The following is a 26,780-nucleotide window of genomic DNA, read 5'->3' as shown; positions in this document are numbered from 1 at the left end:
GGGTCGCGGGTGCTGCCCTTTCGCCTCGTCTGCAGTGCGGACTTTCGCCGCCATCTAATTTTGTTAAGGTAATCTCGCGCGATTGCGATTCGTCTCCACCGTGCCCGGGCAAAGCCAACGGCCTGGAAGCGCACCGCGTGGCGATCCCGCATTCACATTTCAACAAGAACCTCACTATGAGACGACGCAGTTTTTTTGCCTCACTTGGTCTGCTTGCCTCCGCAGTCTCCACGAGAAATGCATCGGCCCTGCCTTCGAACATGGCACGCGCCGACGCCACCGCCGCAGCTCCTGACCCAGCCAGCGCCGTGCGCACCAGCCGTCACTATCTGGAGCGGATCGCCGCGCTCGACCGGCAAGGTCCCGAGTTGCGCAGCATCATCGAACTCAATCCGGACGCGCTGCAGATTGCCGCTGCGCTCGACGCCGAGCGCGCGGCCGGGACGTTGCGCGGACCACTGCATGGCATGCCGATTGTGGTCAAGGACAACATCGCAACCGGCGACCGCATGGCGACCAGCGCCGGCTCCCTGGCGCTCGACGGCGTCAAAGCGACACGCGACGCGCATCTGATCGAACGCCTGCGCGCGTCCGGCGGCGTGATTCTCGGCAAGACCAATCTGAGCGAGTGGGCCAACATCCGTTCCTCACGCTCGACGAGCGGCTGGAGCGGGCGCGGCGGACTGTCACGCAATCCGTATGCGCTGGACCGCTCTACCAGCGGCTCCAGCTCGGGTTCGGCGGCGGCCGTCGCGGCGAATCTCACGCGCATGGCGATCGGCACCGAGACCGATGGATCGATCGTGTCGCCATCGTCGATCATGGGTGTCGTCGGGCTGAAGCCGACCGTCGGGCGCATCAGCCGGGACGGCATTATCCCGATCTCGCACACTCAGGACACGCCCGGCCCGATCGCCCGCAGCGTCAGTGAGGCCGCCCTGCTGCTGGCCGCGCTGGCCGGCCCGGACCCGCGCGATCCGGCGACCCTCGGCGCGCCCGCGCCGGACGACTATCTCGCGGCGCTGGACAAGAATGCATTGCGCGGCGCGCGCATCGGTGTGGCGCGCGAATTCTTCACCGGCCATGATGAAATCGACGAGCGCATTGAGTACGCGCTCGCCAAACTCGTGCTGCAGGGTGCCGAGCTCGTTGATCCGATCGATCTGCCGAAGGTCGGTTACGAAAACGAAGAGCAGGCGGTGCTGCTGCATGAGTTCAAACACGATCTGCCGCTCTGGCTCGCGACGTTTGCGCCGCATGCGCCGATTCGCACGCTCGCCGATGTGATTGCCTTCAACGAAACGCACCGTGACCGCGAGATGCCGTACTTCGGCCAGGAATTGCTGATCCAGGCGCAGGCGTTGGGCGGTCTGGACAGCGAGGTATACGTGCAGGCGCTGGCCGCCTGCCGGAAGGGCTCGCGCGAGGAAGGCATCGACCGCGCGATTCGCAAACACCGGCTGGATGCGATCGTCGCGCCGACCGGCGGCACTGCATGGCTCACCGATTTCATCAACGGCGATAGCAGCGGCGACGGTTTCTCTACACCCGCGGCAGTGGCCGGTTATCCGCATCTGACGGTGCCGGCCGGATTGGTGCGCGGTCTGCCGATCGGCTTGTCGTTCGTCGGCCCTGCCTGGAGCGAAGCGCGGCTACTGGCTCTCGGCTATGCGTTCGAGCAGGCCACCCAGTGGCGCGAGGAGCCGCAGTTCATCAAGCAGTCGAGTATTCCGCCGGTCCGGGTTTGATTCGCTGTTACGGGCCCGGCGGGAGCCCTACCCGCCCTGGTTTCCTCTGGGCCACTCGCTTTCGCGCAAGCGGTGGCCCTGCTTCTCAAAGCTGTCCGTCGAGCAACGCGACGGCCTTCTCGATGAGCTTCTCTTTGGGCGACCGGCGCAACCAGTCGTCGAGCGTCACGCGCTCCGACTTCGCGAGGTCTTCGGTGAAAATCGCCGTTTGACGCTTCGCGAAGTCGCGGTCATAGATGTTCAGATTGGCCTCGTCGTTCAGCTTGAACGAGCGGCTGTCGAAGTTGGTCGAGCCCACCGACACCAGGTATTCGTCCACCACCAGCAGCTTGCAATGAAACATGGTGGGCTGGTACTCGTACATCTCGACGCCCGCCTTCAGCAGATCGCCCCAGCAGGCCCGCGACGCCTCGCGCACGGTATGCGTGTCGATCTTGTTGCCGGGCGTGATCACCTGCACCTTGACGCCACGGCGCGCGGCTTCGACGATCGCGTTGATGGTCAGCTTGTCCGGCACGAAGTACGCGCTGGCCAGATGAATTGAATGACTCGCCGCCGTGATCGCCATAAGATACATCAACTGCATGTCGTCGCTTCCGCCGGACGGCGAGCTGCTGAACATATGCGCGACGCCGTCGCCGCACGGCGCAATCTCCGGGAAATAGTCCGGCCCGTGCAGCACGTTGCCGCTCGCCTTGACCCAGTTGTCCATGAAGACCGCCTGCATATGCCCGACCACTGGGCCCGCGACGCGGAAATGCGTATCGCGCCAATGCTGTGGATCCTGCGCGTGGCCGGTCCATTCCTGCGCGATGCCCACGCCACCGGTAAAACCCGTGTGCCCGTCGATCACCAGCAGCTTGCGGTGCGTGCGGTCGTTCATGCGGCCGAGCCCGGTCCAGTGCGGCTTGTGATAGCGGAACACTTCGGCACCGCCATCGCGCAGCATCTGCAGATAGCGTCGGTCCATCTTCGATGAGCCCATCCAGTCCAGCAGCACATGCACCGCCACGCCCGCGCGCGCCTTGTCGGCGAGCGCTTGCGCCATCTGTTCGCCGATCTCACCTGACCAGTAGATAAAAGTTTCGAACGTGATGGATTTCTGCGCCGAGCGGACTGCGGCGAGCATCGACGGGAAGATCTCATCGCCGTTGGCGAGCACCTCGAAACGGTTACCGCCGATGACAGGCGGCCCAAGCAGCAGGCCCATCGAGCGTAAAAACTGCGGGTCGTCACTGGCATAGAGCCGCTCAATGTTGTGCTCGATCTTTTTCTCGCCGCTCGACAGATTGGCGATGACCAGCACCACGATGAGCGTGGCGAAAGCGGTAAGCAGAATCGTCAACATGCGCGAATCCGGTTTGGCTCGCCGCAGCGAGCCGCGTGGGCAACACACCTCAGGCAGCACAGTTTGTGCCGGACTCCGAGACTGTGCGTTCCGCCCTGCCTTAAGCGTTCGCAAACCGCCAAGCCGGCTCATGTAGGGAGCACTTCAGAGCAAAACCGCGCGTTCCAGTGCCATAATCGCCACTTCGCAGGCCTTCCTCAGACCGTTTCACCCATGACACTCGTCCAGAAAGCGCTTCTTGCCCCGCTCATCGTCGCGTGCGCAATGTTCATGGAAAGTGTCGATGCGAATGTGATTGTGACCGCTCTGCCATCGATGGCACGGGACTTCGGCCGCGATCCGGTCACCCTCAAGATTGCCGTCACAAGCTATGTGCTCGGGCTGGGCGTATTTATCCCCGTGTGCGGCTGGCTCGCCGACCGTTTCGGCGCCCGCACCGTGTTTCGCACCGCCATCGGCATTTTCGTGGCCGGTTCGCTGCTGTGCGCGGCGTCCAACTCGCTCGCCACCTTCACGATTGCCCGCTTCATACAGGGTGTGGGCGGCGCGATGATGGTGCCGGTTGGGCGGATCATCATTTTCCGCGTGGTGCCCAAATCCGAATTCATTCGCGCGATGAACTACCTGAGCGTGCCGGCCATGCTCGGGCCCGCGGCCGGTCCGTTGCTGGGCGGCTTCATCACCACGTATCTGCATTGGCGGCTGATCTTCTTCATCAACGTGCCGGTCGGCGTGCTCGGCATTTATCTGACCAATCGTCATATCGTCAACACGCGCGAGCCGCATCCGGGGCCGCTCGACTGGATCGGCTTCTTTCTTTCGGCAGGCGGCGCGACTCTGTTTCTGCTGGGGCTCTCGCTGATTGGCGGAGAGATGACATCGAACAGCAACGCGGTTGGCATGTGCCTATGCGGCGCTTTTCTGCTCGCCTGCTACGTGCCGTACGCGCTGCGCATCAAGCTGCCGTTGCTCGATCTGCGCTTTTTTCGCATTCCCACATTTCAGGCTAGCGTCGCCGGCGGGTCGCTGTTCCGGATCGGCTTAGGGGCGTTGCCGTTCCTGTTGCCGCTGCTGCTGCAGGAGGGGCTCGGCAAGAGCGCGTTCGAGTCCGGACTGATTACCTGTGCGTCGGCCTTTGGCGGGATGTTCATGCGCACCATGGCATCAACGGTGTTGCGGCGCTTCGGCTTTCGCAACGTGCTGGTTGTCAACGCCGCCTTGTCCGGCATCGCCATTGCAATTTGCGGCGCTTTCTTTCCCGGTACGCCCACCTGGCTGATCTGGTTCGTGGTGCTGCTCGGCGGGTTCTTTCCGGCGCTGCAGTTCACCAGTCTCAACTCGCTGACCTATGCGGAGATCGCAAGCCGCGATGTCGGCCGGGCGACGAGTCTCGGCAGCGTCGTGCAGCAGATGTCGCTCGGCCTCGGCGTGACGGTCGGCGGGATCGTGTTACAGATTTCGCAAATGCTGCATGGCCACACGCATGTTGCGTGGATGGATTTCTGGCCTGCCTTCCTCGTCGTGGGGCTGTGCTCGTTCGCTTCCATTCCGGTGACGCTGCGCCTGCCGCATCGTGCGGGTGAAGAGATCTCGCGGGGCAGCCGCGGATAACGCCAGCGGTTTGATAATGCCACGCGGGCTTTCCTTGTCGTCGCATTCGAAGCCCGGTAGCGACCGGCAAACATTGCAATTTCGTTAGCACGAGATTACACGCCGTCAGGTTGGACGACATGATCCCCGGTTGATCCTTTAGCACTCCCGCACAGTTCGGGTTTCCCCTGGCGGCCGCTCTATTGGGTGCGGCTGTCATCCGAACGACACCCGCGCGCGGCAACATGGCCGGTGGTATCGCAATTCCCCGCGAGGGTCTCGCGCCGCTCGTCGAAGCGCCCGTCCGCAACCGGCCCTCTCGCATCAGCCAGATCCCACCCCATCGCGAGCGCAATAGCAACACATCCACAAGGAGATTGGTATGCATGAAGCGGCAGATCCCGACCAGTTGCAGCGCGCCAAAGTGAAATCCGTCCAGCAGTACATCGACGAGCGTCCGATGTGGCCCGACGGCACGCATCTTCCTTCCGTCCCGATGACCAGCATGCAATGGCGCATCTGGGCCCTTGCCGCGGCCGGCAAATTCTTCGAAGGCTTCGTGGTCTTCATGACGGGCGTGGCGCTGCCGCTGATCTCGCGCGAATTCGGCATCGGCGCAGCGCAAAACGGCCTGATCAGCGCGGCCAGCCTGATGGGGATTCTGGTCGGCGCGGTGGGTCTCGGCGGCATGTCCGATTACTTCGGGCGCAAGCGGATGTTCATTGTCGAGATGGTCATCTTTTGCGCGTTCCTGGTGCTGCTGGTGATGTGCACCAACTTCGTCTCGCTCGTGATCTGCCTGTTCGGTCTCGGTGTCGCGCTCGGCTGCGACTATCCGACCGCGCACATGATCATTTCCGAAAGCATTCCCAGCACCAGCCGCGGCAAGCTCGTGCTCGCCGCGTTCGGTTTCCAGGCGCTCGGCGCATTGGGCGGCACTGCCGTGGGCTTCCTCGTGCTCTCGTCGGTCCCGAATCTCGACGCATGGCGCTGGATGTACGGCACGGCGATCATTCCGGCGCTAGCGGTAACGATTGGCCGCTTCTACATCACCGAAAGCCCGAGCTGGTTGCATATTCGCGGCGCGGTCGACCGTGCGGAAGCGGCTGCGACACGCCTGCTCGTGCGCACGCCGCAGTATCCGACCAGCATTGCGCTCTCGCGTGAACTCGAGAATGCCGCCACCGGTCACGGCGGCCAGGGCAGCTTTTTCGCGCTGTTCGCCAAGCGCAATCTGCGCGCGACGATCCTCGCCTCGGTGCCGTGGTTCCTGCAGGATCTGGGCACGTACGGGATCGGCATCTTCACGCCGACCATCCTCGGCGCCGCGTTCGGCGCCAAACAGGACCACGTGCGCAGCATCACCGACCTGATCCTCAACGACATCCTCGCCGCCAAAGGCGCGGCGTTGATCACGATGCTGCTGATCGTCGGGATCATCTTCGCGGTCATTCTCGCGGACAAGGTGGGGCGCATCTGGCTGCAGGTGATTGGCTTTATCGGTTGTGCGGCAGGCCTGCTGATCGCTTCGTTCTCCGATGGTTTCGAAGGCTCCGCCCGAACCGTCATCATCTTCGCCGGCTTCATGCTGTTCAACTTCATGACCAACCTGGGGCCGAACGCCCAGACCTATCTGCTGGCGGGCGAAGTCTTTCCGACCGCGATTCGCGGCACAGGTGCCGGTTTTGCAGCCGCAGTCGGCAAGATCGGCGCGGTGGCGACGGCGTTTCTGTTCCCGATTCTGCTGACAGGCATCGGCACCGGCCCGCTGCTCTACATCCTCGTGGGTACGTCGATCCTCGGCGCCGTGGTGACGTGGATCTTCCGCATCGAAACGAATGGCGTGAGCCTTGACGAGATTGGACATTAAACGCGTCCATGCATCGTCCTGGCTGCTTCATACAAAAGATGACTTCACAGTAATGCGACGGAGAGAGGCATGACTCACCACGTTAAGAATCCGGCACTGCGCCTGCGCTGGCGGCGTTTCGCCGCTGCGCCGCTATGCGCCGCAGCGCTCGCGCTGATGACGAGCACGTTGGCCAATGCGCAAGATCTCACGCTGACAGAAACCGGCTCGACCCTGCTGTATCCGCTCTTTACGACCTGGGTAGATGCCTATACCAAGTCGCATCCGGGCGTTCACATTAGCGTGGGCGGAACCGGCTCGGAGGCCGGCATCCAGCAGGTGCTGGCAGGCAAGGTGCAGATCGGCGCGTCCGATGCCTATATGTCCGATGCCGAGATGCGGCAACATCCGCAGATCATCAACGTTCCGCTGGCGATTGCCGCGCAGACCATCAACTACAACCTGCCTGGGCTGAACACGACGCATCTCAAGCTGGACGGACCGGTGCTCGCCGGAATCTACACCGGTGCAATTCGTAACTGGGATGCGCCGCAGATCGCGGCGCTCAATTCGGGCGTCGCGTTGCCGCATCATGCGATCGTGCCGATCCACCGCGCCGAAGGCTCCGGCGATACGTTCGTGTTCACGCAGTTCCTGTCGTTCGCGACGCCGGACTGGGAAAACGACAAGGGCTACGGCACGACCATCACGTGGCCGAACGTGCCGGGTAGCGCGACGGCGGTGGGCAATGCGGGGATGGTGCAGGCGTTGCAGTCGACGCCCTACTCGATTGGCTATGTGGGCGTCAGCTTCAGCGACAAGCTGGCCGCCGCGCAGCTTGGCACAGCAGCGCTTAAGAACGGCGCTGGGGAATTCGTGTTGCCCACCAGGGACACGATCACGGCGGGCGCCGCGTCTTTGGGTCCGCGCACGCCGGCGGACGAACGGCTGAGCCTGGTGTATGCCCCTGCCTCAGGGGCCTATCCGCTCGTCAACTACGAGTATGCGGTGGTGTCGACGAAGCAACCCGACCCGACGACGGCCGCTGCCCTGCGCCGCTTCCTGCTGTGGTCGATCGTGCCGTCCGAGACCAACGAAGCGTACCTCGATACCGTGCACTTCATTCCGCTGCCGCCGCATACGTGGGAACTCAGTCAGGCGCAGATTCAGTCGATCAAGTAGAACATCCGGAAGGCGTGCTCTTCGTTCGAGCGCGCCTTCCGGCCAATTCAGGATCAATCAGTGACCGCTGTGCAGATGCGCCGCCTTCCTGGCAGCATGTTCGGCGCGCTCGCCGGCGTGCAGACCATGACCATGCGCGAGATGCGCATGGTGGCTAGCTGCCTCGTGATCGCCCGACTCGGCATGCTTCGCCGCTTCGCGATGGTGCTTGGCGGCCTACGTTATGACTTCGACGGACGGCCCGTCTTGACGGCTTCCACTGCCGAAATCGCGGCTAGCAGACGCTTTGAGGTTGCGCCTTCGAGCAGCAGCAGGCCTGCACGCAGCACTTCGCTTTTCTTCACCGAGACGCCTACGTCGAGGCATTTCTGCTTCAGTGCGGCGATTTTTTCGTAATCGGATTTGGGCATCGTGAAGCTGTCGCGGACGACTTTTTCTTTCTTCACGGTTTCTTTCTTCGTGCTGGCCTTCTTCGGGGTTTCCTTTTTCGCGGCTTCCTTCTTTGCGGGTTCCTTCTTCGCGCGCTGGGGCTTCTCCGTTGCGGCTGCGACTACGCTAGCCTCAGTCGCTTTCTCTTTCGGCGCTGCCTTGGTTTTCGGTGCTGCTTTCTGCTTCGGTGCGGCTTTCGCCTTCGGCGCTGCCTTTTGTTTGGCCGCGGCTTCTGCCTTCGGTGCTGCCTTTTCTTTCGCTACGACTTCTACCTTCGGTGCGGTCTCTGTCTTCGGTGCGGCTTCTACTTTCGCGGAGGACTTGCGGCGCGACAGTTTCGGCACCGCGGCCGACTTCGCTTTCACAGTTGCTTCGACCGGTGCACCCGCCTCTTTGTCATAGGTCTCGGTTGTTGCCGTCGCGCCCTTCGGAAAGTGAAATGCTTTCTTGGTGGGTTTTTTGATGCTGGGTTCGTTCATTGTCATCTCCATGTCATAAACAATATAAACAGTATATACGGTTTATATTGTTTGATCGATGGGTCTGCACACCGCGGGCTCGCGAACGCAGACTCGCAAGTTGTCCACACATTCTGTTCGTAAGGATGTGGATAACTTGCGGGCAAACAGGCCAAGTGGTTGAAGTAGAGGCATATTCGTGGCGCGCGCTCGGGTTGCGCAGGGATGGGTAGCAAAATGGCTGGCGCGTCACCTGAGCCGTTTCGTGCGAGCATGGCAGTTAGATAGCTACGCGGACCACGCCGGAGATAATGCCAAGAAGCAAGGAGGTAGGCATGACGCCAACCCGAACCGCACCAAACACCATTCGCCGCACCCTCTTGCGCTTCGCCGCCAGCAGTATGCTGGCTTCCCCGTTTGGCTCCTTACTCAACGCGCAGCCGGCCCCCGCCACGAAAATGCACACACGTCCTATCCCCAGCACCGGCGAGCCGCTCCCCGTAGTGGGCTGCGGCACCTGGCGCACCTTCGACGTGGACGACGATGCGGCCGGCGAAGCGCGGCTCGCCGACGTGCTGCGCGTACTGTTCGCCGCCGGTGGCTCGGTCATCGATTCGTCGCCGATGTACGGCAGTTCCGAAGCCGTGACCGGTACCCTGCTCACCCGGCTTGCGGCCCATCAGAAAGCGTTTGTGGCAACCAAGGTATGGACGCAAGGCCGCGAGGCCGGCATTGCGCAGATGGAGGAATCGATGCGGCGGCTGCAACAGCCCCGCATCGACCTGATGCAGATCCACAACCTGCTCGACTGGCGCACCCAACTGGCGACGCTGCGAGAGTGGAAAGCGAGCGGCCGGATCCGCTATCTCGGCATCACGCATTACACGCCCAGCGCCTTCGATGAGGTGGAAGGTATCATGCGCAGCGAGAAGATCGATTTCGTCCAGATCGATTATTCCGCAGACGATCGGGCGGCCGAGGAGCGCATCCTGCCGTTGGCGGCCGAGCGAGGTATCGGCGTAGTGATCAATCAGCCGTTCGGCGGCGGCAGCCTGCTCGGACGGTTGCACGACCGGCCATTACCCGGATGGGCCAAGGAAATCGGCTGCACCTCATGGGCTCAGGTGTTGCTCAAGTTCGTGCTGGCGAATCCGGCTGTGACCTGCGTTATCCCCGGAACCGGACGCCCCGAGTACATGATCGACAATGTGCACGCCGGCATTGGTGAGTATCCCGACGAGGCGCTGCGCAAACAGATCGTTGCCGCGATCAGCGCGTAAGCGCAGCGCTGACGGCGCGGCTTACTCCGCAGGCAACGTCAGCGGCGCAATCTCGCAGTTGCGCAAGCTGCGCAGCACAGCCGGCGCCAGCAACAGCTTGGCCGCGCGCACGCCCGCACCCATCACCACTTGCTCTCGCTCCATCACGGCCGCGTCGACGAGAATGCGCCAGTCGTCCGGAACCCCGAACGCCGTAATACCGCCGAACTCCATACCGCTATGCTCAACCGCGACCTCCCGCTTCGCGAACGAGAGCCGCTGCGCGCCGAGGTGTGCCTTGACCGCACCGTTGATATCGAGCCGTAGCGACCCAAGCGTCACGATGGAGGCATATTGCTCGGTGCCGTCCTTCTTGTAGCGGATCACGATGGTGTTCGCGCAGTCCTCGAGGCCGAAGCCGTAGCGCTCGCTGAATGCTGCCGTGTCCGACGCGTCATCGCTGACGGCAAATACGATGACTTCGCCAGGCGGCAAATGAGCAATGACATGCGCCGGGATATGATCGGCAAGCTGGTCGGCTGCGATGACGTCCAGTTTCTGGAGGGATTCGTGTGAGTGCATAGTGAACAGTCGGTTTGGCGTGGCTCTATTCTAGCTGGTCATTTTTTCGGGTGCAGAGTGAGCGGTGCGTGTGACCGCGTGCAAGGCTCACGTACGCTGAAAATATGACAGCCGCCATTCATATGTGTTTTCAATTTGACGCCGTGTCTCGTATCCTCGCGTTGGTCATCCACCGGGTGACAAGGAATTTCTGAAGATACCTGATCAAGAGGCTTTACGTGTTCTTGCAGACAACTGCTTGCCTCCGTTCGTCCCTCCTTGCCGCCGCGCTTTGTTCGCTTGCGGTCGCCACTGCGTACGCGTCCGACTTCGAAACGCGTCACCACAAACTCGCGCATGAAGAAACGATCGGCGTCGCGTCGCAAGGTGGCGTGCTCGTGCGCGACCTGCCGCTTGCAGGCGGCGAGTTTCAACGCGTGCTTTACGATGCTCCGCCTTCGGAAGTACGCGGCATCATCGTGATGTTTTCGGGCGGCGCCGACGATCTCGGTATCGAGAAAGATGGCCAGATCAAACACGCAGACAATTTCGTCGTCCGCTCCCGCGAGCTCTGGACTGCCAAGGGTTATGGCGTCGTCCTCGTCGACGCAATTGATCACCAGTCGATGCGCGGCAAGCGCAGCAACGCCGCCTATGCCGACGTGACGCGGGAAGTGATCGACTTCGCCCATGAGCAGGCTAATGCGCCCGTCTGGGTGATGGGCACGAGCCAGGGGTCGATTGCGGCGATGAACGCAGCCGCGCATGCCAGGGGCACGGAGATCGCAGGCGTGATCCTGACCGAATCGGTGTCTATCGTGGGCGCCTCGCACGAGACGGTATTCGATGCCCATCCCGAGGACGTTCACATACCCGCACTCGTGGTCGCGAATAGGGACGATCGATGCAAAGTGGCCCCGCCGTCGATGGCAGACGTCATTGCACAATCGATGCGTAACACGCATGCGACCGTACTATTCGTGCAAGGAGGCGACGTGCGTTCGTCGAACGAATGCGCGTCGCTGTCGCCGCACGGCTATTACGGCATCGAAGGTACGGTGGTCGACGATATTGCTGAGTGGATGGCTAAAGTGGGGGCTTGAGCGCAGTACCGATCGTCGCCCTCACCCACACATTGCAAAACTCAGCTATTCGACGGCGGAATGCTCGCCGCATGCTGATCTGGTTTGCAGTCCGTAGCGTATTTCGCCATAAGCCGTGCGCGTGCGTCAGTAATGTCGAGCGAATAATTGTCGACTCCCGGCCGGTAGCCGACCGCCTCGAGTTCGGTCAACTCTCGCATCAGGTCGCGGTGCGTTACCTCGCCATTGGTCGGCTTGAATGGATAGGAATTGCACTGGTGCGGAGTGAGTCGGTCAGAGGCCATCGCGCAGGCACTGGCCAACATCAGCCCAACGGGCAATACGTATTTCAAGGCTGTTTTCATGAGTGTCTTCCTCCAGTGTGTCTCATAGCGCCCTTCGGCTAGACGGCCTGTATTGCGTTATAAAACTGGCCGGTGCCGAAGTTGCGCTTTCAGCATAAGCAAGGAAGGTTGTCGTTACGACTTCGAATGGGTGAAGGTTTTTTCATGTGGGGATAGGGGTCGGTCTCCGGAAAATATCTGCTCGCGGATTGGCGAATTTCAGGCGCCCTAGTCCTTAGCGACTACGCTCGGCTCCACTGCCCGGAAATGCCAACCGTCACTATCCTTTACGTACACCGCGATGATATGTCCGGTCTCCTGCCTGTATGTCCCATCGCCTTTCGGAACTTCAACTGAAAACTCGGCAATGCTGAATCCGCCATTACCTTGCACGTTCGCATCGATCACGTGAATGTGATGCTCTTTCGCTCCCGAGGCAAAGCGCTTCTCGTAGTACTGCTTGAGTGCCGCCCGCCCTTTGATGAGCTTTCCGGCCGGTGATACCAGCGTGCCGTCTTCCGAATACAACTGCGCCATCGCATCAGCATTTTTAAGGGCATAGTTGCTGTCGTACAGTTGCCCGAGCTTCGCTGCCGCTGATTGCGCTTCCTGTTGCGAAGGCTGTGACTGGCTTGCGCCGGACGTCGCTGCGCAAGCAAGGGTGTTGCCGATGGAAAGTGCGGCGAGCAAAAGGATTGTGGTTCTGTTCACTTTGAGCTCCTTTGGTCAGATTGCGAGTGTAAGTTTTCCCGTCATCATTGACCACAAGATGTTCGTCTGCGACTCGAGCATGCAGCCTACGGGGAGCGCTGCTGGTCACATAGGCTGGCAGGCCCTGTTCTGCCGTAACGGTTCCTATACATCTCTCTTCAGGTAGAAGTGGTAAGGGTCGCCGACGAAGGCCTGTGTGCGGGCGAAGAAGTTAAGCCCCAGTGCGGTTGCTGTAATTGACGCGACAAACGGAGTGCTGTTGGGATTAATTCCACTGCCTAGTTCGAACAGGCCCATCTGCCGCAGGTGGTCAAGGGCAATATCTATTTCGCTGAGGCCGGAGATGCCGGTGACTTTCTGCAGTCCCTCGACAGGCACGAGTACGGTTCCCGTGTTCAGAAGCAGGCCACCGCTTGGATCGCCATCAATCTGGACATCCTTGCATGCAAACTCGATCAGCTTGGCTTCGCCTGACGTGAGTTGCTCCAGAATGTTGATGAAGATCAGGCTGCTTTCGTCGGTGCCGCTCGGTGTGCATGAACTCGCGAAGAGCCCGGCCCACATGTCCTGAAGATTCGACTCGTCCACCCATGAACTGTTCTCGATGATCTTCCCGACGAGCCGAGGGTGAGCATGCACCTCATCGACCATACCCTGGTGCTCTAGCCTGGACCGGGCTTTCTCAAGAAACGCTACGGCGTTTGTCGCCCGCCAGCTTTTGACCTTGCCCTGAAGCAATAGGCCAAGCTCCTCGGCTGCAGGCATGCAGATCTTCCCGAGGAACGCGCCAACGCCCTTCGTGGTGTTACTGGTGAGGGTAGAAACGAAAACAGGCCTCGAAGGGCCTGTAGTCTTGATGTTCTGGCGGAGAGACGGGGATTCGAACCCCGGATAGGTTATTAACCTATACACGCTTTCCAGGCGTGCGACTTAAACCGCTCATCCATCTCTCCGGCGGGAGCCGAATTATAGCAAACTCTGGGGCGCGCGCCACCCCTGCCCGAAAACACCGGCAAAACACCCGCAAGGCGCCGCCCAAACACCCCCGAACCGCCCGCCCAGAGCACATCCCCCACCCTCACGGATGCCGAATATAGTCCACCAACGCCCGCGTATAAGCATCCGGCTTCCGATCCACCAGACTCACCAGGATCGCCACCAGAAACCCCGCCGGCACGCCAAACACGCCCGAGCTGATCGGCTCGATCCCAAACCAAGTCGACCCAACGAACCCGGTCATCTGCGTAAAGTACGGATACGTCGAGACCATGTAATAGATGCACACCACAAGCCCCGCCACCATTCCGGCCACCGCTCCGCGCCGCGTCGTACGCTTCCAGAACACCCCTAGCACCAGCACCGGAAACAAACTGGACGCCGCCAGCGAAAACGCCGCCCCCACCAGAAAAAGAATATTCCCCGTATTCAGCGACGCCACATACGAAGCAAACAGCGCCACTCCAAGCAGCAAGATCTTCGAGATCGTCACGCGCCGCTGGCTCGATGCGGCCGGATCGACCATGTGATAGTAGACGTCGTGCGACAACGCATTCGCGATGGTCAGCAACAAGCCGTCAGCCGTCGAAAGCGCAGCCGCAAGCGCCCCCGCCGCAATCAGCCCCGACATCACATAGGGCAACCCCGCAATCTCCGGCGCCGCCAGCACCACCATATCCGGCTGCATCTGAATCTCGCTCCACTGCACGATGCCATCGTGGTTCGTATCCGCGACGCTGATCAGGTTCGGCTCGATCCTGAGCCACTGAGTCAGCCATTGCGGCAGATCGGCAAACGGGTGCCCCACGAGGTTCGTCAGAATCTCGTACTTCATCAGCACGGCCAACACCGGCACCGTCAGATAGAACAGCGCGACAAAGAACAGCGTCCAACCGACCGAGCGCCGCGCGGACGCCACCGAAGTCGTCGTGTTATAGCGCGTCAAAATATGCGGCAAGCTCGCCGTCCCCAGCGACAAACACAGCAGCAGCGACAAGAAATTGCGCTCGTGGGTCTGCCGGTCTTCACCGCTGAGCGCGGGAAACGGCTCGGACATCGGCACCGGCGCCGAGGCGCGCATCAGCAACGCCTCGCGCTGTTGCGTCCACACAATCTTCGCGGCAGCTGCATCGTGCGGAAAAACCTCCAGCGCGCGCTCACTGGTGATGATGTCGCGCAGCGGGCCGTTATGCCGGCGCAAATCCGCCACCTTCTCCGTCAGCCCCTGCTTCTCGTCAATGAACGACTGCGGCAACCTGTCGATCTGCGTCTGCAATTTCGCAGCCTGCACCCGGTAGTCGTCACGCACGCTTTGATCGAGCGGCGCATCGCGCACCTGGTGCTCGAGTGTTTCCACGCGTGCCATCAGGCGTCCATAGCTAAATTGCGGCACCCAGCCGAGGCCGTCCTTGTGCGCGATCATCGACACCGGAATCAGGATCGCAAAAATGAGGATGATGTATTGCGCCACCTGGGTCCACGTCACAGCACGCATGCCGCCCAGAAACGAGCACACCAGAATGCCCGCCAGTCCGCAGAAGATACCCACGGCAAAATCGACGCCGATAAAGCGCGTCGCAATCAGTCCCACGCCCTGGATCTGCGCGACCAGATAAACGAATGAACAAAGGATCGCAGACAGCGCGGCGAGTCCGCGTACCGCGTTGCTCGAGAAACGCGTGCCGAGAAAATCGGGAATCGTGTAGCGCGCGAGCTTGCGCACATACGGCGCGAGAAGGAACGCGGTGAGGCAATAGCCGCCCGTCCAGCCCATCATATACGCGAGGCCGTCATAGCCCGTCGCGTAGATCGAACCTGCCAAACCGATGAAGGACGCCGCCGACAGCCAGTCGGCCGCGGTCGCCATGCCATTGAAGGCGGATGGCACGCGCCGTCCCGCTACGTAGTACTCCACCAGATCGGAGGTCCGTGACAGCAGACCAATGACCGCATATACGGCGATCGGCACAAACAGGAACACGTAGCCGATCCACACGCCCGGCCCGGTCACTTCCTCGATGCGCCACATCACGTAGATGAAGGCCAGAAAACCAAGCGTGTAGAGCGCGTATGAGCGGATGAGCCGATGCGTGAGCGTCATCGGCTCAGTTTCCGCGCGTGGCAGTCGGACCGGCCACGGCCGCATCCGTATCCGCATCCGCAACGAAGGCGCGTTGCAGCGTGCGGTCAGCCCGCTGCATCAGCACGATGTAGATGACAATCAAGCCGACATAGATAAGGATCGCCCCTTGCGCGCCGAGATAGAACGGCAAGCTGAAGCCGGCGAATCGCACCTGCGTCAACGTGGGCGCAGCGAGCGGCACGACGAACGAAACCAGGAAGCCAAGCGTCATCAACACGGCAATCGAAAGCACGTTGAAACGCCAGTAGCGCCGATGCGCGCGCGCCATCGCATCTGAGACCGGCGGTGGTTCGGGTGGCGGATTCAGCGCGGGTTGAGAGGGGGTATGTGGCGCGACCATGCGCCTGTGTATCAAAAAGCCACCGGGCAGGCAATCGGGATTGTCCGCGCGGTGGCTTTTAACCGACTGCTTTTAGCTGTATTGGCCGACTCCGGGAGGTGGGCCGAAGCTTATCCCGGAGGCGTAACGCCTGACCTCAGAGCGACTCGCCAAGCTGATCGAGAATCGCCGGGTTCTCCAGCGTCGACACGTCCTGCGTAATCTCCTCGCCCTTGGCCAGCGAGCGCAGCAGGCGGCGCATGATCTTGCCTGAGCGCGTCTTCGGCAGGTTGTCGCCGAAGCGGATGTCCTTCGGCTTGGCGATCGGCCCGATTTCCTTGCCGACCCACGCACGCAGTTCATTGGCGATCTTCACCGCTTCCTCGCCTTCCGGACGCGAGCGCTTCAGCACCACAAAGGCACAGACGGCTTCACCGGTCGTGTCGTCAGGGCGACCCACCACGGCCGCTTCGGCGACGATCGGATTGGACACCAGCGCCGATTCGATCTCCATCGTACCGAGCCGGTGACCCGACACGTTGAGCACGTCGTCGATACGACCCATGATCGTGAAGTAGCCGGTTTCCTTGTCGCGCACCGCGCCGTCGCCGGCAAGGTAGAGCGTGCCGCCGAGTTCTTCCGGGAAATAGCTCTTCTTGTAGCGGTCCGGATCGCCCCACACGTTGCGCAGCATTGACGGCCACGGGCGCTTGACGACCAGAATCCCGCCCTGCCCGTTCGGCACGTCCTGGCCCGTCTCGTCCACCACCGCGGCCATGATGCCCGGCAGCGGCAGCGTGCACGAACCCGGCACCAGCGGCGTCGCGCCCGGCAACGGCGTGATCATGTGGCCGCCCGTCTCGGTCTGCCACCACGTATCGACGATCGGGCAACGGCCGCCGCCGACGTTCTCGTGGTACCACATCCATGCTTCCGGATTGATCGGCTCGCCGACCGTGCCGATCACGCGCAACGACGACAGGTCATAGCTCTTCGGATGGATCTTCGCGTCGGCTTCCGCGGCCTTGATCAGTGATCGGATCGCCGTAGGCGCCGTATAGAACAGCGAGACCTTGTGCTTCGCGATCATGTCCCAGAAGCGGCCCGCGTTCGGATAGGTCGGCACGCCTTCGAATACCACCTGGGTGCCGCCGAGCGCCAGCGGGCCATACGTGATGTAGCTATGGCCGGTGATCCAGCCGATGTCGGCGGTACACCAGAACACATCCGTGGGCTTCCAGTCGAAGGTCCACTTCAGGGTCTGCGCGGCCCACAGCAGATAGCCGCCGGTGCTGTGCTGCACACCCTTCGGCTTGCCGGTCGAACCTGACGTGTAAAGGATGAAGAGTGGATGCTCGGCGCTCACCCATTCCGGTGCGCACTGATCGGATTCGCCCTGCGTGATCTCGTGCATCCACAGGTCGCGGCCTTCGTTCCATGCGACCTTGCCGCCCGTGCGCTTGTAGACGATCACGCTTTTGACGGCTTCGCAGCCGCCCATTGCCAATGCTTCGTCGGCGATGTTCTTCAGCGGCAACGCCTTGCCGCCGCGCATCTGTTCGTCGGAGGTGACGAGCGCGACTGCGCCAACATCCACGAGGCGCTCATTCAGCGACTTCGACGAGAAGCCACCGAACACCACCGAATGGGTCGCGCCGATTCGCGCGCAGGCCTGCATGGCAACGATGCCTTCGATCGACATCGGCATATAGATCACTACCCGGTCGCCCTTCCTCACACCGCGCTTTTTGAGCGCATTGGCGAAGCGGCTCACCCGTTGCAGCAGATCCTGATAGGTGACGTTGGTGACAGTACCGTCGTCAGCTTCGAAGACGATCGCGGTACGCTGGCCGTGGCCGGCTTGGACGTGACGGTCGAGGCTGTTATACGACGCGTTCAGTTCGCCGTCCTCGAACCACGTATAGAACGGCGCCTTCGACTCGTCGAGGACCTTGGTGAAGGGTTTTTTCCAGCTCAGCGTCTCTTTCGCAAGACGCCCCCAGAAACCTTCGTAATCGCGCTCCGCTTCGGCGACGAGCGCCCGGTACGCGTCCATGCCGGAGACCGTGGCGCCCGCCACTGCTTCGGCAGAAGGAGGGAAAACGCGGCGTTCCTGAAGAACCGATTCAATCGCAGACATCGACTACCCCTTGGTGAAGATGAAACGTAAATCCTGTGCTGGCGCGCCGGTGACGCGCCATATCATGGTGACGCCGCAGTGCAACCCGCGCGACGCCTGTCTCCAACCCTCGCGCAGGGCCTTCACACCCTGCGCAGCCAAACGGCAAACCCGCATGCGGCACTGCAACATACCCGCGGTTCACGATTGGCCCGTTCGTCTGTGACGATAAACGTCGCAACTTACCGGCCACTTACGCGAGCGCTCATAGAGCGGGATGCTACGCGCTTCGGCGTTGGCGTGGGCCGGGGCGGCCGCGCCGCCGGACGCGGCGCGCTAGTCCTGAGAAGCAGGGAAGCAAACGCCAGACCTTGGCGTCGCGCTCACCGCGTACCTGCCCTTTTACAATGCTAACTGAACTGGTCGGCTAGATTCCAGCGCCGCCCGCGTATTTGCCCATCTCCACGAGGCAAACCCGGGTGTCGCTGTACAATAGCGCGCCTGCTGCGAGCTTTCCCGGCGTGCCCGGCCATTGCCCGCCGCCCGCTACCATCGCCCTGACGCCCTGACTCTTGCCCATGTCCGCTTCGCGCCCCGACTCCGCCGGTAACACGCGCCGCCCGATGCGCCCCATCCCGTCCCTCATCTTCATGAGCCGGTGGCTGCAGTTGCCGCTTTACCTCGGGCTGATCGTCGCGCAAGGCGTCTACGTGGTCCTGTTCGTCAAGGAAGTCTGGCATCTGGTCACGGCCTCGATGACGCTCGACGAAACCAACGTCATGCTGGTCGTGCTCGGCCTGATCGACGTGGTGATGATCTCGAACCTGCTGATCATGGTAATCATCGGCGGGTATGAAACCTTCGTGTCGCGCCTCGGCATCGAGGGTCATCCGGACGAGCCCGAGTGGCTCGATCACGTGAACGCCGGCGTGCTGAAGGTGAAGCTCTCCATGGCGCTCATCAGCATTTCGTCGATCCATCTGCTGAAGACCTTCATCAGCCCCGACCAGAATACGACGCACACCATCATGTGGCAGGTGATCATTCACCTGGCGTTCCTGCTGTCCGCGGTCGTGATGGCCCTCGTCGACCGTCTGACCACACATACGCACCCGGCTCATTTTCACGAGCCGGCGCGCGAGCAACCTGTTTCCACTCCCCTGAAGGTGCAAGACTGAACGCACAGCCTTTGCGATCGGTACAACAAGCGCCATGTCCCCACTGAGCTACCCATGACCGTCATCAAACAGGAAGATCTGATTCAGAGCATTGCTGATTCGCTTCAGTACATCAGCTACTACCACCCGCTCGATTACATCCAGGCCCTCGGCCGCGCCTATGAGCTCGAACAGAGCCCGGCCGCGAAAGATGCGATCGCGCAGATCCTCACCAACAGCCGCATGTGTGCCGAAGGCAAGCGCCCGATCTGCCAGGACACCGGCATCGTCACGGTGTTCGTGAAGGTGGGCATGGACGTGCGCTGGGACGGTGCGACGATGGGCGTCACCGACATGATCAACGAAGGCGTGCGCCGCGGTTATCTGAACCCGGATAACGTGTTGCGCGCGTCGATCGTGAGCCCGCCCGAAGGTGCGCGCAAGAACACGAAGGACAACACGCCGGCCGTGATTCACTACGAGATCGTGCCGGGCGACAAGGTCGACGTTCAGGTCGCAGCCAAGGGCGGCGGCTCGGAAAACAAATCCAAGTTTGCGATGCTGAATCCGTCGGACTCGATCGTCGACTGGATCCTGAAGACCGTGCCGACCATGGGCGCCGGCTGGTGCCCGCCGGGCATGCTCGGCATCGGCATTGGCGGCACCGCGGAAAAAGCGATGGTAATGGCGAAAGAATCGCTGATGGATCCGATCGACATCCAGGACATCATTGCTCGCGGTCCGAAGGACTGGATCGAAGAGCTGCGTATCGAATTGCACGAGAAGGTCAACGCACTCGGTATCGGCGCGCAAGGGCTCGGCGGTCTCGCCACTGTGCTCGACGTCAAGATCATGGCCGCACCGACGCATGCTGCTTCGAAGCCGATCGCCATCATCCCGAACTGCGCGGCTACGCGTCACGCGCACTTCACGCTGGATGGCTCGGGCGTCGCCAAGCTCGAAGCACCGTCGCTCGACGCATGGCCGAAGGTGCAGTGGGAACCGGACACGGAAAAGAGCAAGCGCGTCGATCTGAACACGCTGACGCCGGAAGAAGTTGCCGGCTGGAAGCCGGGTCAGACGCTGCTGCTGTCGGGCAAGATGTTGACGGGCCGCGACGCTGCGCACAAGCGCATCGCCGACATGCTCGCCAAGGGCGAAAAGCTGCCGGTGGACTTCACCAATCGCGTGATCTATTACGTCGGCCCGGTCGATCCGGTGCGCGATGAAGCAGTGGGTCCGGCAGGCCCGACCACCGCCACGCGCATGGACAAGTTCACCGAGACGATGCTGTCGCAAACAGGTCTCATTTCGATGATCGGTAAAGCCGAGCGCGGCCCGGTTGCCATCGAAGCCATCAAGAAGCACAAGGCGGCTTATCTGATGGCCGTGGGCGGTGCTGCGTACCTCGTGTCGAAGGCGATCCGCAGCGCCAAGGTGCTGGCATTCGAAGACCTCGGTATGGAAGCCATCTACGAATTCGACGTGCAGGACATGCCGGTGACGGTGGCAGTCGATTCGAACGGTACATCGGTCCATCAGACCGGCCCGAAAGAATGGCAAGCGAAGATCGGCAAGATTCCGGTCGCAACGGTTTAAAACCCAGCCTAAAGGCTGGTCTTAGGCCCGCTGCCTGCTGACACGAAGCCGGGACTCGGGGTCCCGGCTTTTTCATTGATCCAGCGACGCGCGGCAATGCCTGGCCGCCCGCATGTGTCAAAAAATGCTTCGATCCTTGGCTTTTTTGGGTCAGGCGTTTATTGTTGTTGAAAATCGTATTTCAGAGCCCCACAAGGAAAAAATCATGCAAGGCGACAAGAAGGTCATCGAATATCTGAACTCGCAGTTGAAGAACGAACTGACTGCGATCAACCAGTACTTTCTGCACGCCCGGATGTACAAACACTGGGGCCTCGAAAAACTCGGCAAGCATGAGTACGACGAATCGATCGGCGAGATGAAGCACGCCGACTGGCTGATCGAACGCATTTTCATGCTCGACGGTCTGCCGAACCTGCAAGACCTGCACAAGCTGCTGATCGGCGAGGAAACCAAAGAAATCCTCGAATGCGATCTGAAACTCGAACAGATTTCGCAGAGCACCTGCAAGGAAGCCATCGTGTATTGCGAATCAGTACGCGATTTCATTTCGCGCGAGATCTTCGTGAAGATTCTCGACGACACGGAAGAACATATCGACTGGCTTGAAACGCAACTGGATCTGATCGACAAGGTCGGCATCCAGAACTACCAGCAGAGCGGCATGGGTTCGATCGAGTCCTAAGCCGTGCAGCCCGCGCGTCGCTTTACGCGTTGCGCGGGCTCTATCGTTTTGTTTTGTCCTTGCTTGTGCCCCTGCCTGTGCCCTTGCCCGCTTCCGTGACTGCACCCATGCCTAACGCTTCGTCAGACGCAGGTCTTACCGCGCCCGTCTCGCGCACTGTCCTTGAGATTCAGACGGGACACGCGCCAGTGGGCGTGTTCGATTCGGGACTGGGCGGCTTGTCGGTGCTGCGCGCCTTGCGCGCACAAGTGCCTGACGAATCGATGATCTATGTAGCCGACTCGCTGTACGCCCCATACGGTGAGCGCGACGACGACTTCATCGCCGATCGCACGCTCGCGATCGGCCAATGGCTCGTCAAGCAGGGCGCCAAGGTGCTGGTGGTGGCCTGCAACACGGCAACGGCCCAATCCATCGCGCTGGTACGCGAGCGGCTGACCATTCCGCTCATCGGCGTCGAGCCCGGTATCAAACCTGCTGCGGTGCAGTCGAAAACCCGCGTGGCCGGCGTGCTCGCCACCCAGGTGACGCTGCGCAGCGCCCGCTTTCAGGGCCTGCTCGAACGCTACGCCGCCGACTGCCGCTTCCTCTGTCAGCCTGGCCATGGCCTCGTGCAGGCTATCGAACGCTGCGACGTCGGCTCGGCCGAACTGCGCGCGCTGCTCAACAGCTATCTGCAGCCCATGCTCGATGCCGGCGCCGATACCCTCGTGCTCGGCTGCACGCACTACCCGTTTCTCGATGCGGCGATCCGCGATATCGTCGGCGACCGCATGACGCTGATCGACACGAGCGTGGCCATCGCCCGCCAAGTCGAGCGCGTGCTCGACCAGCATGGCCTGCGCAGCGAACCCAGCCGCCCGGTCGATCTGCCCCGATTTTGCTCGACCAGCGACGGTGCGCATCTGCAGCAGCTTGCTGCCACGCTGTTGCATATAGACGCCCCCGTGGAGCGAGTGGTGATCCCGTCGCGGCGCACCGTGGCGCCGGATTCGCAGGCGGCGTAGAGCAGCGCGCCGCCGGGGTCAAGGTCCCGTCCAGGGTCCCGCCCGCAGAAAACGCGCGCGATCCGGCCCCATCCGGAATGCGGGGTATCCCTCCTAACAGTCTGGTTTTGTTACAAAAATTCCCGCAGGACGCTTGCCAAATGCACCAAACAAAATGATAATAATTCGCATTAACGTTAGCTATTGCGCCCTACCATGATTGTCTGCGTGTGCAAATCTGTATCCGACCGGAAGATCCGTGCCTCTATCGCGGAAGGCGTCGATTCGTTCGACGAGCTTCAGTTCGAGTTGGGCGTCGCCATGTGCTGCGGCAAATGCGAAGAGTCGGTGCGCGATGTGATGGCGCAAAGCGGCGTCTGCGCGAGCCGTTGCGGGGTCGAGCATCACGACGCGCAACCGGTGCCGCTTACGTTTTATGAGCGCAAGGCCGCCTGATCCTGCCGGCACGGCGCTCGCCGTGCCCTGCTGAGTCCGCCCTGGTCTCACGCTTTAGTCCACTGCCGTCAGCAAGCCAGTACACGTTACCAGCCAGCTACCGCTCACCCCTTAACAGGAGTTTGAGATGGAATTGCTGATTGGTTTCGTGACCACACTGTGCATTTCGCTGCTGATATTCCGAAAATGACGTTGCTTTGTCGTAGACCCGGTATCGACGGCGCGCGGTCGCGCTAACATGCGCGCCTCGCATTCCGTCCCGGCCGGCCTCGCGCTGGCGCCCTCCAGCTGTATGAATTCCCACACCGTCAAGGCAACCGCCGCGGTCGTTGCGATCCATATCGCGCTACTCGCGGTGATCTTGACCGTACGCAACGAGCCCGCAGGCCGTCCACTCGAATCGCGCACCATGACTGCCGAGTTGTTGAGCCCCGCGCCCGTCGCAGCACCGGCCGCCCTGCAGTCGATTGCTCCGCCGCCACCGAAGCCCACGCCACCGGTCCCGCACGTCAAGCCCAAGGTGCAGCCGCGCCCGACGCCCAAGCCCACGCCGATGCCGTTGCCTGTGGCCGCTAGCCCGTCGCCCACGGCGCCCGCCCCCGCGGCGGAATCCGCGCTGCCGGCGCCCGCTGCCCCTGCGGCGCCGGCAGCCGCAGCCGCGCCCACAATCGGCCGTCCGACGATGGAAATCAGCGCGCCCAAGAACGTCTCGCACCTCGACTGCAACATCGCGAAGCCCGACTATCCGGCCCTATCACGACGCCGTGGAGAAACCGGTACGGCCTACGTCAGATTCGTCGTAGGTCTGACCGGCAACCTCGAGAACATCGAGCTGAAAAAGAGCAGTGGATACGACCGGCTCGACGACGCCGCGCTGGCCGCCGTCAGGGCAAGCGCCTGTAAGCCCTATCTCGAGAACGGCGTGCCGATCCGGGCGGCCTACACGCAGCCCTACCAGTTCGGCCTGAGCGACTGAGCACTGAATACGCGGGCCGCTCGTGTATCCGGGCGGCTCAAGCAAAAAGACTTTAAAAAAGGAATAGCAATGCAGAACTACGGTTTGGCCCACGTCTGGGCGCAAGGGGATTTCGTGACGCGCGGCATCGCGCTCGCGCTGTTGATCATGTCGGTGCTGTCGTGGAGCGTGATCGTCATCAAGGGCTGGAACGTGATGCGTCTCAAGCGCCTGACGAAAAACGCCGAACAGTCGTTCTGGCATTCGGACGACCTCTCCGATGGCGTGCAGAAACTCGGCGCCGGCACCTCGTCGCTCCAGGGCAACCCGTTTCTCGCGCTCGCGCTGTCGGGCCAGGAAGCCGCCGATCACCATCATCAGACGCAACCGCATCTGCACGACCGCATGGATGTGTCCGACTGGATCACCCGTTGCCTGAAAGACACCATGGACGACAGCATCGCCAGCATGCAGAGCGGCCTCGCGATCCTCGCCTCGATCGGCAGCACGGCGCCGTTCGTCGGTCTGTTCGGCACGGTGTGGGGCATCTATCACGCGCTGTTGGCGATCGGTGCGAGCGGCCAGAGTTCGATCGACCAGGTGGCTGGCCCGGTCGGCGAAGCGCTGATCATGACCGCATTCGGTCTGTTCGTCGCGATTCCCGCCGTGCTCGGCTATAACGCGCTGACCCGTGCAAACAAGGCGATCGTCACCAAGCTGAACCGCTTCGCCCACGGCCTGCACGCGTTCTTCGTGACGGGCGCCCGCCTGTCGTCGTCCAAGCGCGGCGACGGCCTGCGCCTTGCCACGCGCACCCACTGATCAGGGAGGTCCTCCGATGGGAATGAGCCCCTTCGCCAGCGACGATGACGATGGCTTGATGAACGAAATCAACATGACGCCGCTCGTCGACGTGATGTTGGTTCTCCTGATCGTCTTCATGGTGACGATTCCGGTGATCCGTCACGCGGTGAAAATCGATCTGCCGCACGCGAGCAGCCAGAAAGAAGAAACGAAGCCAGTGCAGGTCAACGTTTCGATTGAAGCCGACGGCACTGTGCTGTGGGACGAGAAGCCAGTCAGCAACGACGACTTGCGCGCGAAGATTGCGCAAGCCGCGCAAGCGGAGCCGCAACCGGAATTGCATCTGAACGCGGACCGCAAGGTTGCGTATGAAAAGGTGGCTGAGGTGATGTCCGCGGCGCAGGCCGGCGGCCTCACGAAAATCGGCTTCGTCACGCAGCCGGTGAGCCGCTAGCACGGCATCCGCTCAAACGTGAAAAGCCCTTGTTTCAAGGGCTCTTAAGCAACAAAGTAAAAGGCCTTCATCGTCGGATGAAGGCCTTTTTTGGTGCGCACTCGGCGCCTTCGGGCGGCGAGATCACTTGCCATCGGATGAGTAGCGAGTGACTCCACATGCGACAGCCGTGGTCGACACGGACAGCGCGATCAGCCCTATCAGGCTCGCTATAGATAGCGGCCATGAGTTTCCGCATAAGAGACTCCTTAGCGGAGGGATTTCACTATAAGCCCGCTAGCTCACGCATTCAAGCAAACGCCCATTGAAAGTACTCATCGCAGACGGCGCTTAAATGCCAAAACGATATCACGCTGCCTGTATTACGCGGCTGGATGCCTGGTTGAGTGACGACTCACTGCCCATGCATCACCGCGCCAGTGCGGCCTTTGCAATGGTCCGCACAATGGCGTATACGGTCGCGCATACAGCCGTTTACGCCGCCTGGTCCACTGCTTGAGCCAGCACCGGCTGCGAGCCGTTGCCCTTTTCAGCTGCCGTCGGACATTCGCCCATGATGTGTTTACCCGTATCCGGATCGAGCATTTCAACCAGATAGTCGACGAACGCGCGCACCGCGGGCACCATGCCCTGCCGCGAAACGAACACTGCATAGAGTTGCGGCGTAGGCAAGGTCCAACCCGGCATCACCGGCGACAATTGTCCGGCGCGCAGCGCGGCCCCGTACATCATCTCGGGCAAAGCGGCGATGCCGACGCCCGCCAGCACCGCCTCGCGAATCGTCATAAGATCGGCGCTCACCAGACGCGGCTCGTGTTCGAGCGCGTGACGCGTACCGTCCGGAGCGATCAGCTGAAAGACATGGCGGCCGTCGGTAGTGGGCGTATCGAGTGTTTCGAAGCGGCTCAGGTCCGATGGAAGTAGCGGCGGTGCGTTTTGCTGCAACAGGCTCGGTGCGCCCACTAGCATCTGCTGCGTGCGCCACAACGGCCGCACGACGATATTGGCGTTTTCTGGCGGCTCCGAGCGCACCCGCAGCGCGACATCGATCGAATCTTCGAACAGATCGACAACACGGTTCGTCACACGCATCACCACGCGCACTTCCGGATAGCGGTGCATGAATTCCGGCAGGATCTGCGACAGCAACGTCTGCGAGATGGTGACCGGCACGCTCACACGCACCGTACCGCGCGGCGACGAGCGCAATTGCTGCACCACGTTCACCGCGGCCTGCGCTTCCGACAGCATTGCCTGACAATGCTGATAGAACAGTTGACCCGCCTCGGTCAGCGCGAGCTTGCGCGTGGAGCGCTGTAACAGGCGCACGCCGAGCGACGCCTCCAGTTCGGTCAAACGGCGCGACAGGCGCGACTTCGAGATGCCCAGCACCCGTTCGGCAGCCGAAAAACCACCGTGCTCGACAACCTGAGAAAAGTACATCAGGTCGTTCAGATTATGCGAGTCGATCTTCATCTCATCGTTCCATGAATAGAACAATCCATTGCGTGATGGTGGCTGGCACCTCGTAAAACGGTCCTTATAA

At 61.6% G+C, this 26,780-nt stretch carries 25 protein-coding genes and 1 tRNA gene; 14 read left to right on the top strand and 12 right to left on the bottom strand.

The window, feature by feature from the left end; genetic code table 11:
* Positions 1–176: 176 nt before the first annotated feature.
* Complete coding sequence (locus P3T40_RS39930) at positions 177–1,748, top strand: amidase (protein ID WP_429273190.1); 1,572 nt, start codon at positions 177–179, stop codon at positions 1,746–1,748.
* Between the two features lie 85 nt (positions 1,749–1,833).
* Here the strand turns inward: P3T40_RS39930 and cls are convergent, their stop codons facing one another.
* A complete protein-coding gene (cls, locus tag P3T40_RS39925) occupies positions 1,834–3,096 on the bottom strand; it encodes a cardiolipin synthase (protein ID WP_429273189.1) in 1,263 nt (420 codons plus the stop codon).
* A gap of 213 nt (positions 3,097–3,309) precedes the next feature.
* Here cls and P3T40_RS39920 point away from each other — a divergent pair, with 213 nt between their 5' ends.
* The 3 genes from P3T40_RS39920 (at position 3,310) to pstS (ending at position 7,717) form a co-directional block, all read left to right on the top strand.
* On the top strand, positions 3,310–4,707 hold the full coding sequence (locus P3T40_RS39920) for an MFS transporter (RefSeq protein ID WP_429273188.1): 1,398 nt from the start codon (positions 3,310–3,312) through the stop codon (positions 4,705–4,707).
* 361 nt (positions 4,708–5,068) lie between these two features.
* The gene (locus P3T40_RS39915) at positions 5,069–6,556 is read left to right on the top strand and encodes an MFS transporter (RefSeq protein ID WP_429273187.1); all 1,488 of its coding nucleotides are present in this window, start codon (positions 5,069–5,071) and stop codon (positions 6,554–6,556) included.
* Between the two features lie 69 nt (positions 6,557–6,625).
* Complete coding sequence (pstS, locus tag P3T40_RS39910) at positions 6,626–7,717, top strand: phosphate ABC transporter substrate-binding protein PstS (protein ID WP_429273186.1); 1,092 nt, start codon at positions 6,626–6,628, stop codon at positions 7,715–7,717.
* A gap of 221 nt (positions 7,718–7,938) precedes the next feature.
* Here the strand turns inward: pstS and P3T40_RS39905 are convergent, their stop codons facing one another.
* Positions 7,939–8,625, bottom strand: a complete 687-nt coding sequence (locus P3T40_RS39905) for a hypothetical protein (RefSeq protein WP_429273185.1) — start codon at positions 8,623–8,625, stop codon at positions 7,939–7,941.
* Positions 8,626–9,062: 437 nt separating this feature from the next.
* On the opposite strand from P3T40_RS39905, the gene P3T40_RS39900 reads away from it, so the two are divergent.
* Positions 9,063–9,884, top strand: coding sequence for an aldo/keto reductase (locus P3T40_RS39900; RefSeq protein ID WP_429273204.1), 822 nt, complete (start codon positions 9,063–9,065; stop codon positions 9,882–9,884).
* A gap of 21 nt (positions 9,885–9,905) precedes the next feature.
* Here P3T40_RS39900 and P3T40_RS39895 read toward each other — a convergent pair whose 3' ends face one another.
* Entirely contained in the window at positions 9,906–10,445 is a 540-nt protein-coding gene (locus tag P3T40_RS39895) for a YbaK/EbsC family protein (RefSeq protein WP_429273184.1), read from the bottom strand.
* 218 nt (positions 10,446–10,663) lie between these two features.
* Between P3T40_RS39895 and P3T40_RS39890 the strand changes: the two genes are divergently transcribed.
* Entirely contained in the window at positions 10,664–11,527 is an 864-nt protein-coding gene (locus P3T40_RS39890) for an alpha/beta hydrolase (RefSeq protein ID WP_429273183.1), read from the top strand.
* Positions 11,528–11,568: 41 nt separating this feature from the next.
* Here the strand turns inward: P3T40_RS39890 and P3T40_RS39885 are convergent, their stop codons facing one another.
* The 8 genes from P3T40_RS39885 to P3T40_RS39850 form a co-directional block, all read right to left on the bottom strand.
* On the bottom strand, positions 11,569–11,871 hold the full coding sequence (locus P3T40_RS39885; RefSeq protein WP_429273182.1) for a DUF4148 domain-containing protein: 303 nt from the start codon (positions 11,869–11,871) through the stop codon (positions 11,569–11,571).
* Between the two features lie 207 nt (positions 11,872–12,078).
* Complete coding sequence (locus P3T40_RS39880; protein WP_429273181.1) at positions 12,079–12,540, bottom strand: YybH family protein; 462 nt, start codon at positions 12,538–12,540, stop codon at positions 12,079–12,081.
* A gap of 165 nt (positions 12,541–12,705) precedes the next feature.
* Positions 12,706–13,326: an Abi-alpha family protein gene (locus P3T40_RS39875; protein ID WP_429273180.1), complete on the bottom strand. Its 621-nt coding sequence runs from the start codon at positions 13,324–13,326 to the stop codon at positions 12,706–12,708.
* A 97-nt stretch (positions 13,327–13,423) separates the two neighbouring features.
* Positions 13,424–13,514 (bottom strand) — tRNA-Ser (locus P3T40_RS39870).
* A 125-nt stretch (positions 13,515–13,639) separates the two neighbouring features.
* Complete coding sequence (locus P3T40_RS39865) at positions 13,640–15,658, bottom strand: sodium:solute symporter family protein (protein ID WP_429273179.1); 2,019 nt, start codon at positions 15,656–15,658, stop codon at positions 13,640–13,642.
* Positions 15,659–15,662: 4 nt separating this feature from the next.
* On the bottom strand, positions 15,663–16,040 hold the full coding sequence (locus tag P3T40_RS39860) for a DUF4212 domain-containing protein (RefSeq protein ID WP_429273178.1): 378 nt from the start codon (positions 16,038–16,040) through the stop codon (positions 15,663–15,665).
* A gap of 136 nt (positions 16,041–16,176) precedes the next feature.
* Positions 16,177–18,159: an acetate--CoA ligase gene (gene acs, locus P3T40_RS39855; protein ID WP_429273177.1), complete on the bottom strand. Its 1,983-nt coding sequence runs from the start codon at positions 18,157–18,159 to the stop codon at positions 16,177–16,179.
* 406 nt (positions 18,160–18,565) lie between these two features.
* Positions 18,566–18,790 carry a hypothetical protein gene (locus tag P3T40_RS39850; protein WP_429273206.1) on the bottom strand — a complete coding sequence of 75 codons (225 nt, stop codon included), beginning with the start codon at positions 18,788–18,790 and terminating at the stop codon, positions 18,566–18,568.
* Here P3T40_RS39850 and P3T40_RS39845 point away from each other — a divergent pair.
* The 8 genes from P3T40_RS39845 (at position 18,762) to P3T40_RS39810 (ending at position 25,234) form a co-directional block, all read left to right on the top strand.
* Positions 18,762–19,316, top strand: a complete 555-nt coding sequence (locus P3T40_RS39845; RefSeq protein ID WP_429273176.1) for a TIGR00645 family protein — start codon at positions 18,762–18,764, stop codon at positions 19,314–19,316. The two genes, P3T40_RS39850 and P3T40_RS39845, sit on opposite strands and share 29 nt — an antisense overlap.
* Before the next feature lie 54 nt (positions 19,317–19,370).
* Positions 19,371–20,894 carry a fumarate hydratase gene (locus tag P3T40_RS39840; protein WP_429273175.1) on the top strand — a complete coding sequence of 508 codons (1,524 nt, stop codon included), beginning with the start codon at positions 19,371–19,373 and terminating at the stop codon, positions 20,892–20,894.
* 205 nt (positions 20,895–21,099) lie between these two features.
* Positions 21,100–21,579, top strand: coding sequence for a bacterioferritin (bfr, locus tag P3T40_RS39835; RefSeq protein WP_074297671.1), 480 nt, complete (start codon positions 21,100–21,102; stop codon positions 21,577–21,579).
* Between the two features lie 107 nt (positions 21,580–21,686).
* Entirely contained in the window at positions 21,687–22,586 is a 900-nt protein-coding gene (murI, locus tag P3T40_RS39830; protein WP_429273174.1) for a glutamate racemase, read from the top strand.
* A 195-nt stretch (positions 22,587–22,781) separates the two neighbouring features.
* Positions 22,782–23,021 carry a (2Fe-2S)-binding protein gene (locus P3T40_RS39825; RefSeq protein ID WP_429273173.1) on the top strand — a complete coding sequence of 80 codons (240 nt, stop codon included), beginning with the start codon at positions 22,782–22,784 and terminating at the stop codon, positions 23,019–23,021.
* A 238-nt stretch (positions 23,022–23,259) separates the two neighbouring features.
* Positions 23,260–23,997 (top strand): energy transducer TonB, encoded by a 738-nt coding sequence (locus P3T40_RS39820; protein ID WP_429273172.1) that lies wholly within the window; start codon positions 23,260–23,262, stop codon positions 23,995–23,997.
* Between the two features lie 69 nt (positions 23,998–24,066).
* Entirely contained in the window at positions 24,067–24,798 is a 732-nt protein-coding gene (locus P3T40_RS39815) for a MotA/TolQ/ExbB proton channel family protein (RefSeq protein ID WP_429273171.1), read from the top strand.
* 16 nt (positions 24,799–24,814) lie between these two features.
* Positions 24,815–25,234 carry an ExbD/TolR family protein gene (locus P3T40_RS39810; RefSeq protein ID WP_429273170.1) on the top strand — a complete coding sequence of 140 codons (420 nt, stop codon included), beginning with the start codon at positions 24,815–24,817 and terminating at the stop codon, positions 25,232–25,234.
* A gap of 474 nt (positions 25,235–25,708) precedes the next feature.
* Here the strand turns inward: P3T40_RS39810 and P3T40_RS39805 are convergent, their stop codons facing one another.
* Positions 25,709–26,710, bottom strand: coding sequence for a LysR family transcriptional regulator (locus P3T40_RS39805; RefSeq protein WP_429273169.1), 1,002 nt, complete (start codon positions 26,708–26,710; stop codon positions 25,709–25,711).
* Positions 26,711–26,780 lie beyond the last annotated feature (70 nt).

The sequence above is a fragment of the Paraburkholderia sp. EB58 genome, from assembly GCF_050436665.1.
Taxonomy (GTDB): domain Bacteria; phylum Pseudomonadota; class Gammaproteobacteria; order Burkholderiales; family Burkholderiaceae; genus Paraburkholderia.
The sequence above is the reverse complement of the archived record's forward strand: the minus strand, read 5'-3'. Positions and strand labels throughout refer to the sequence as shown.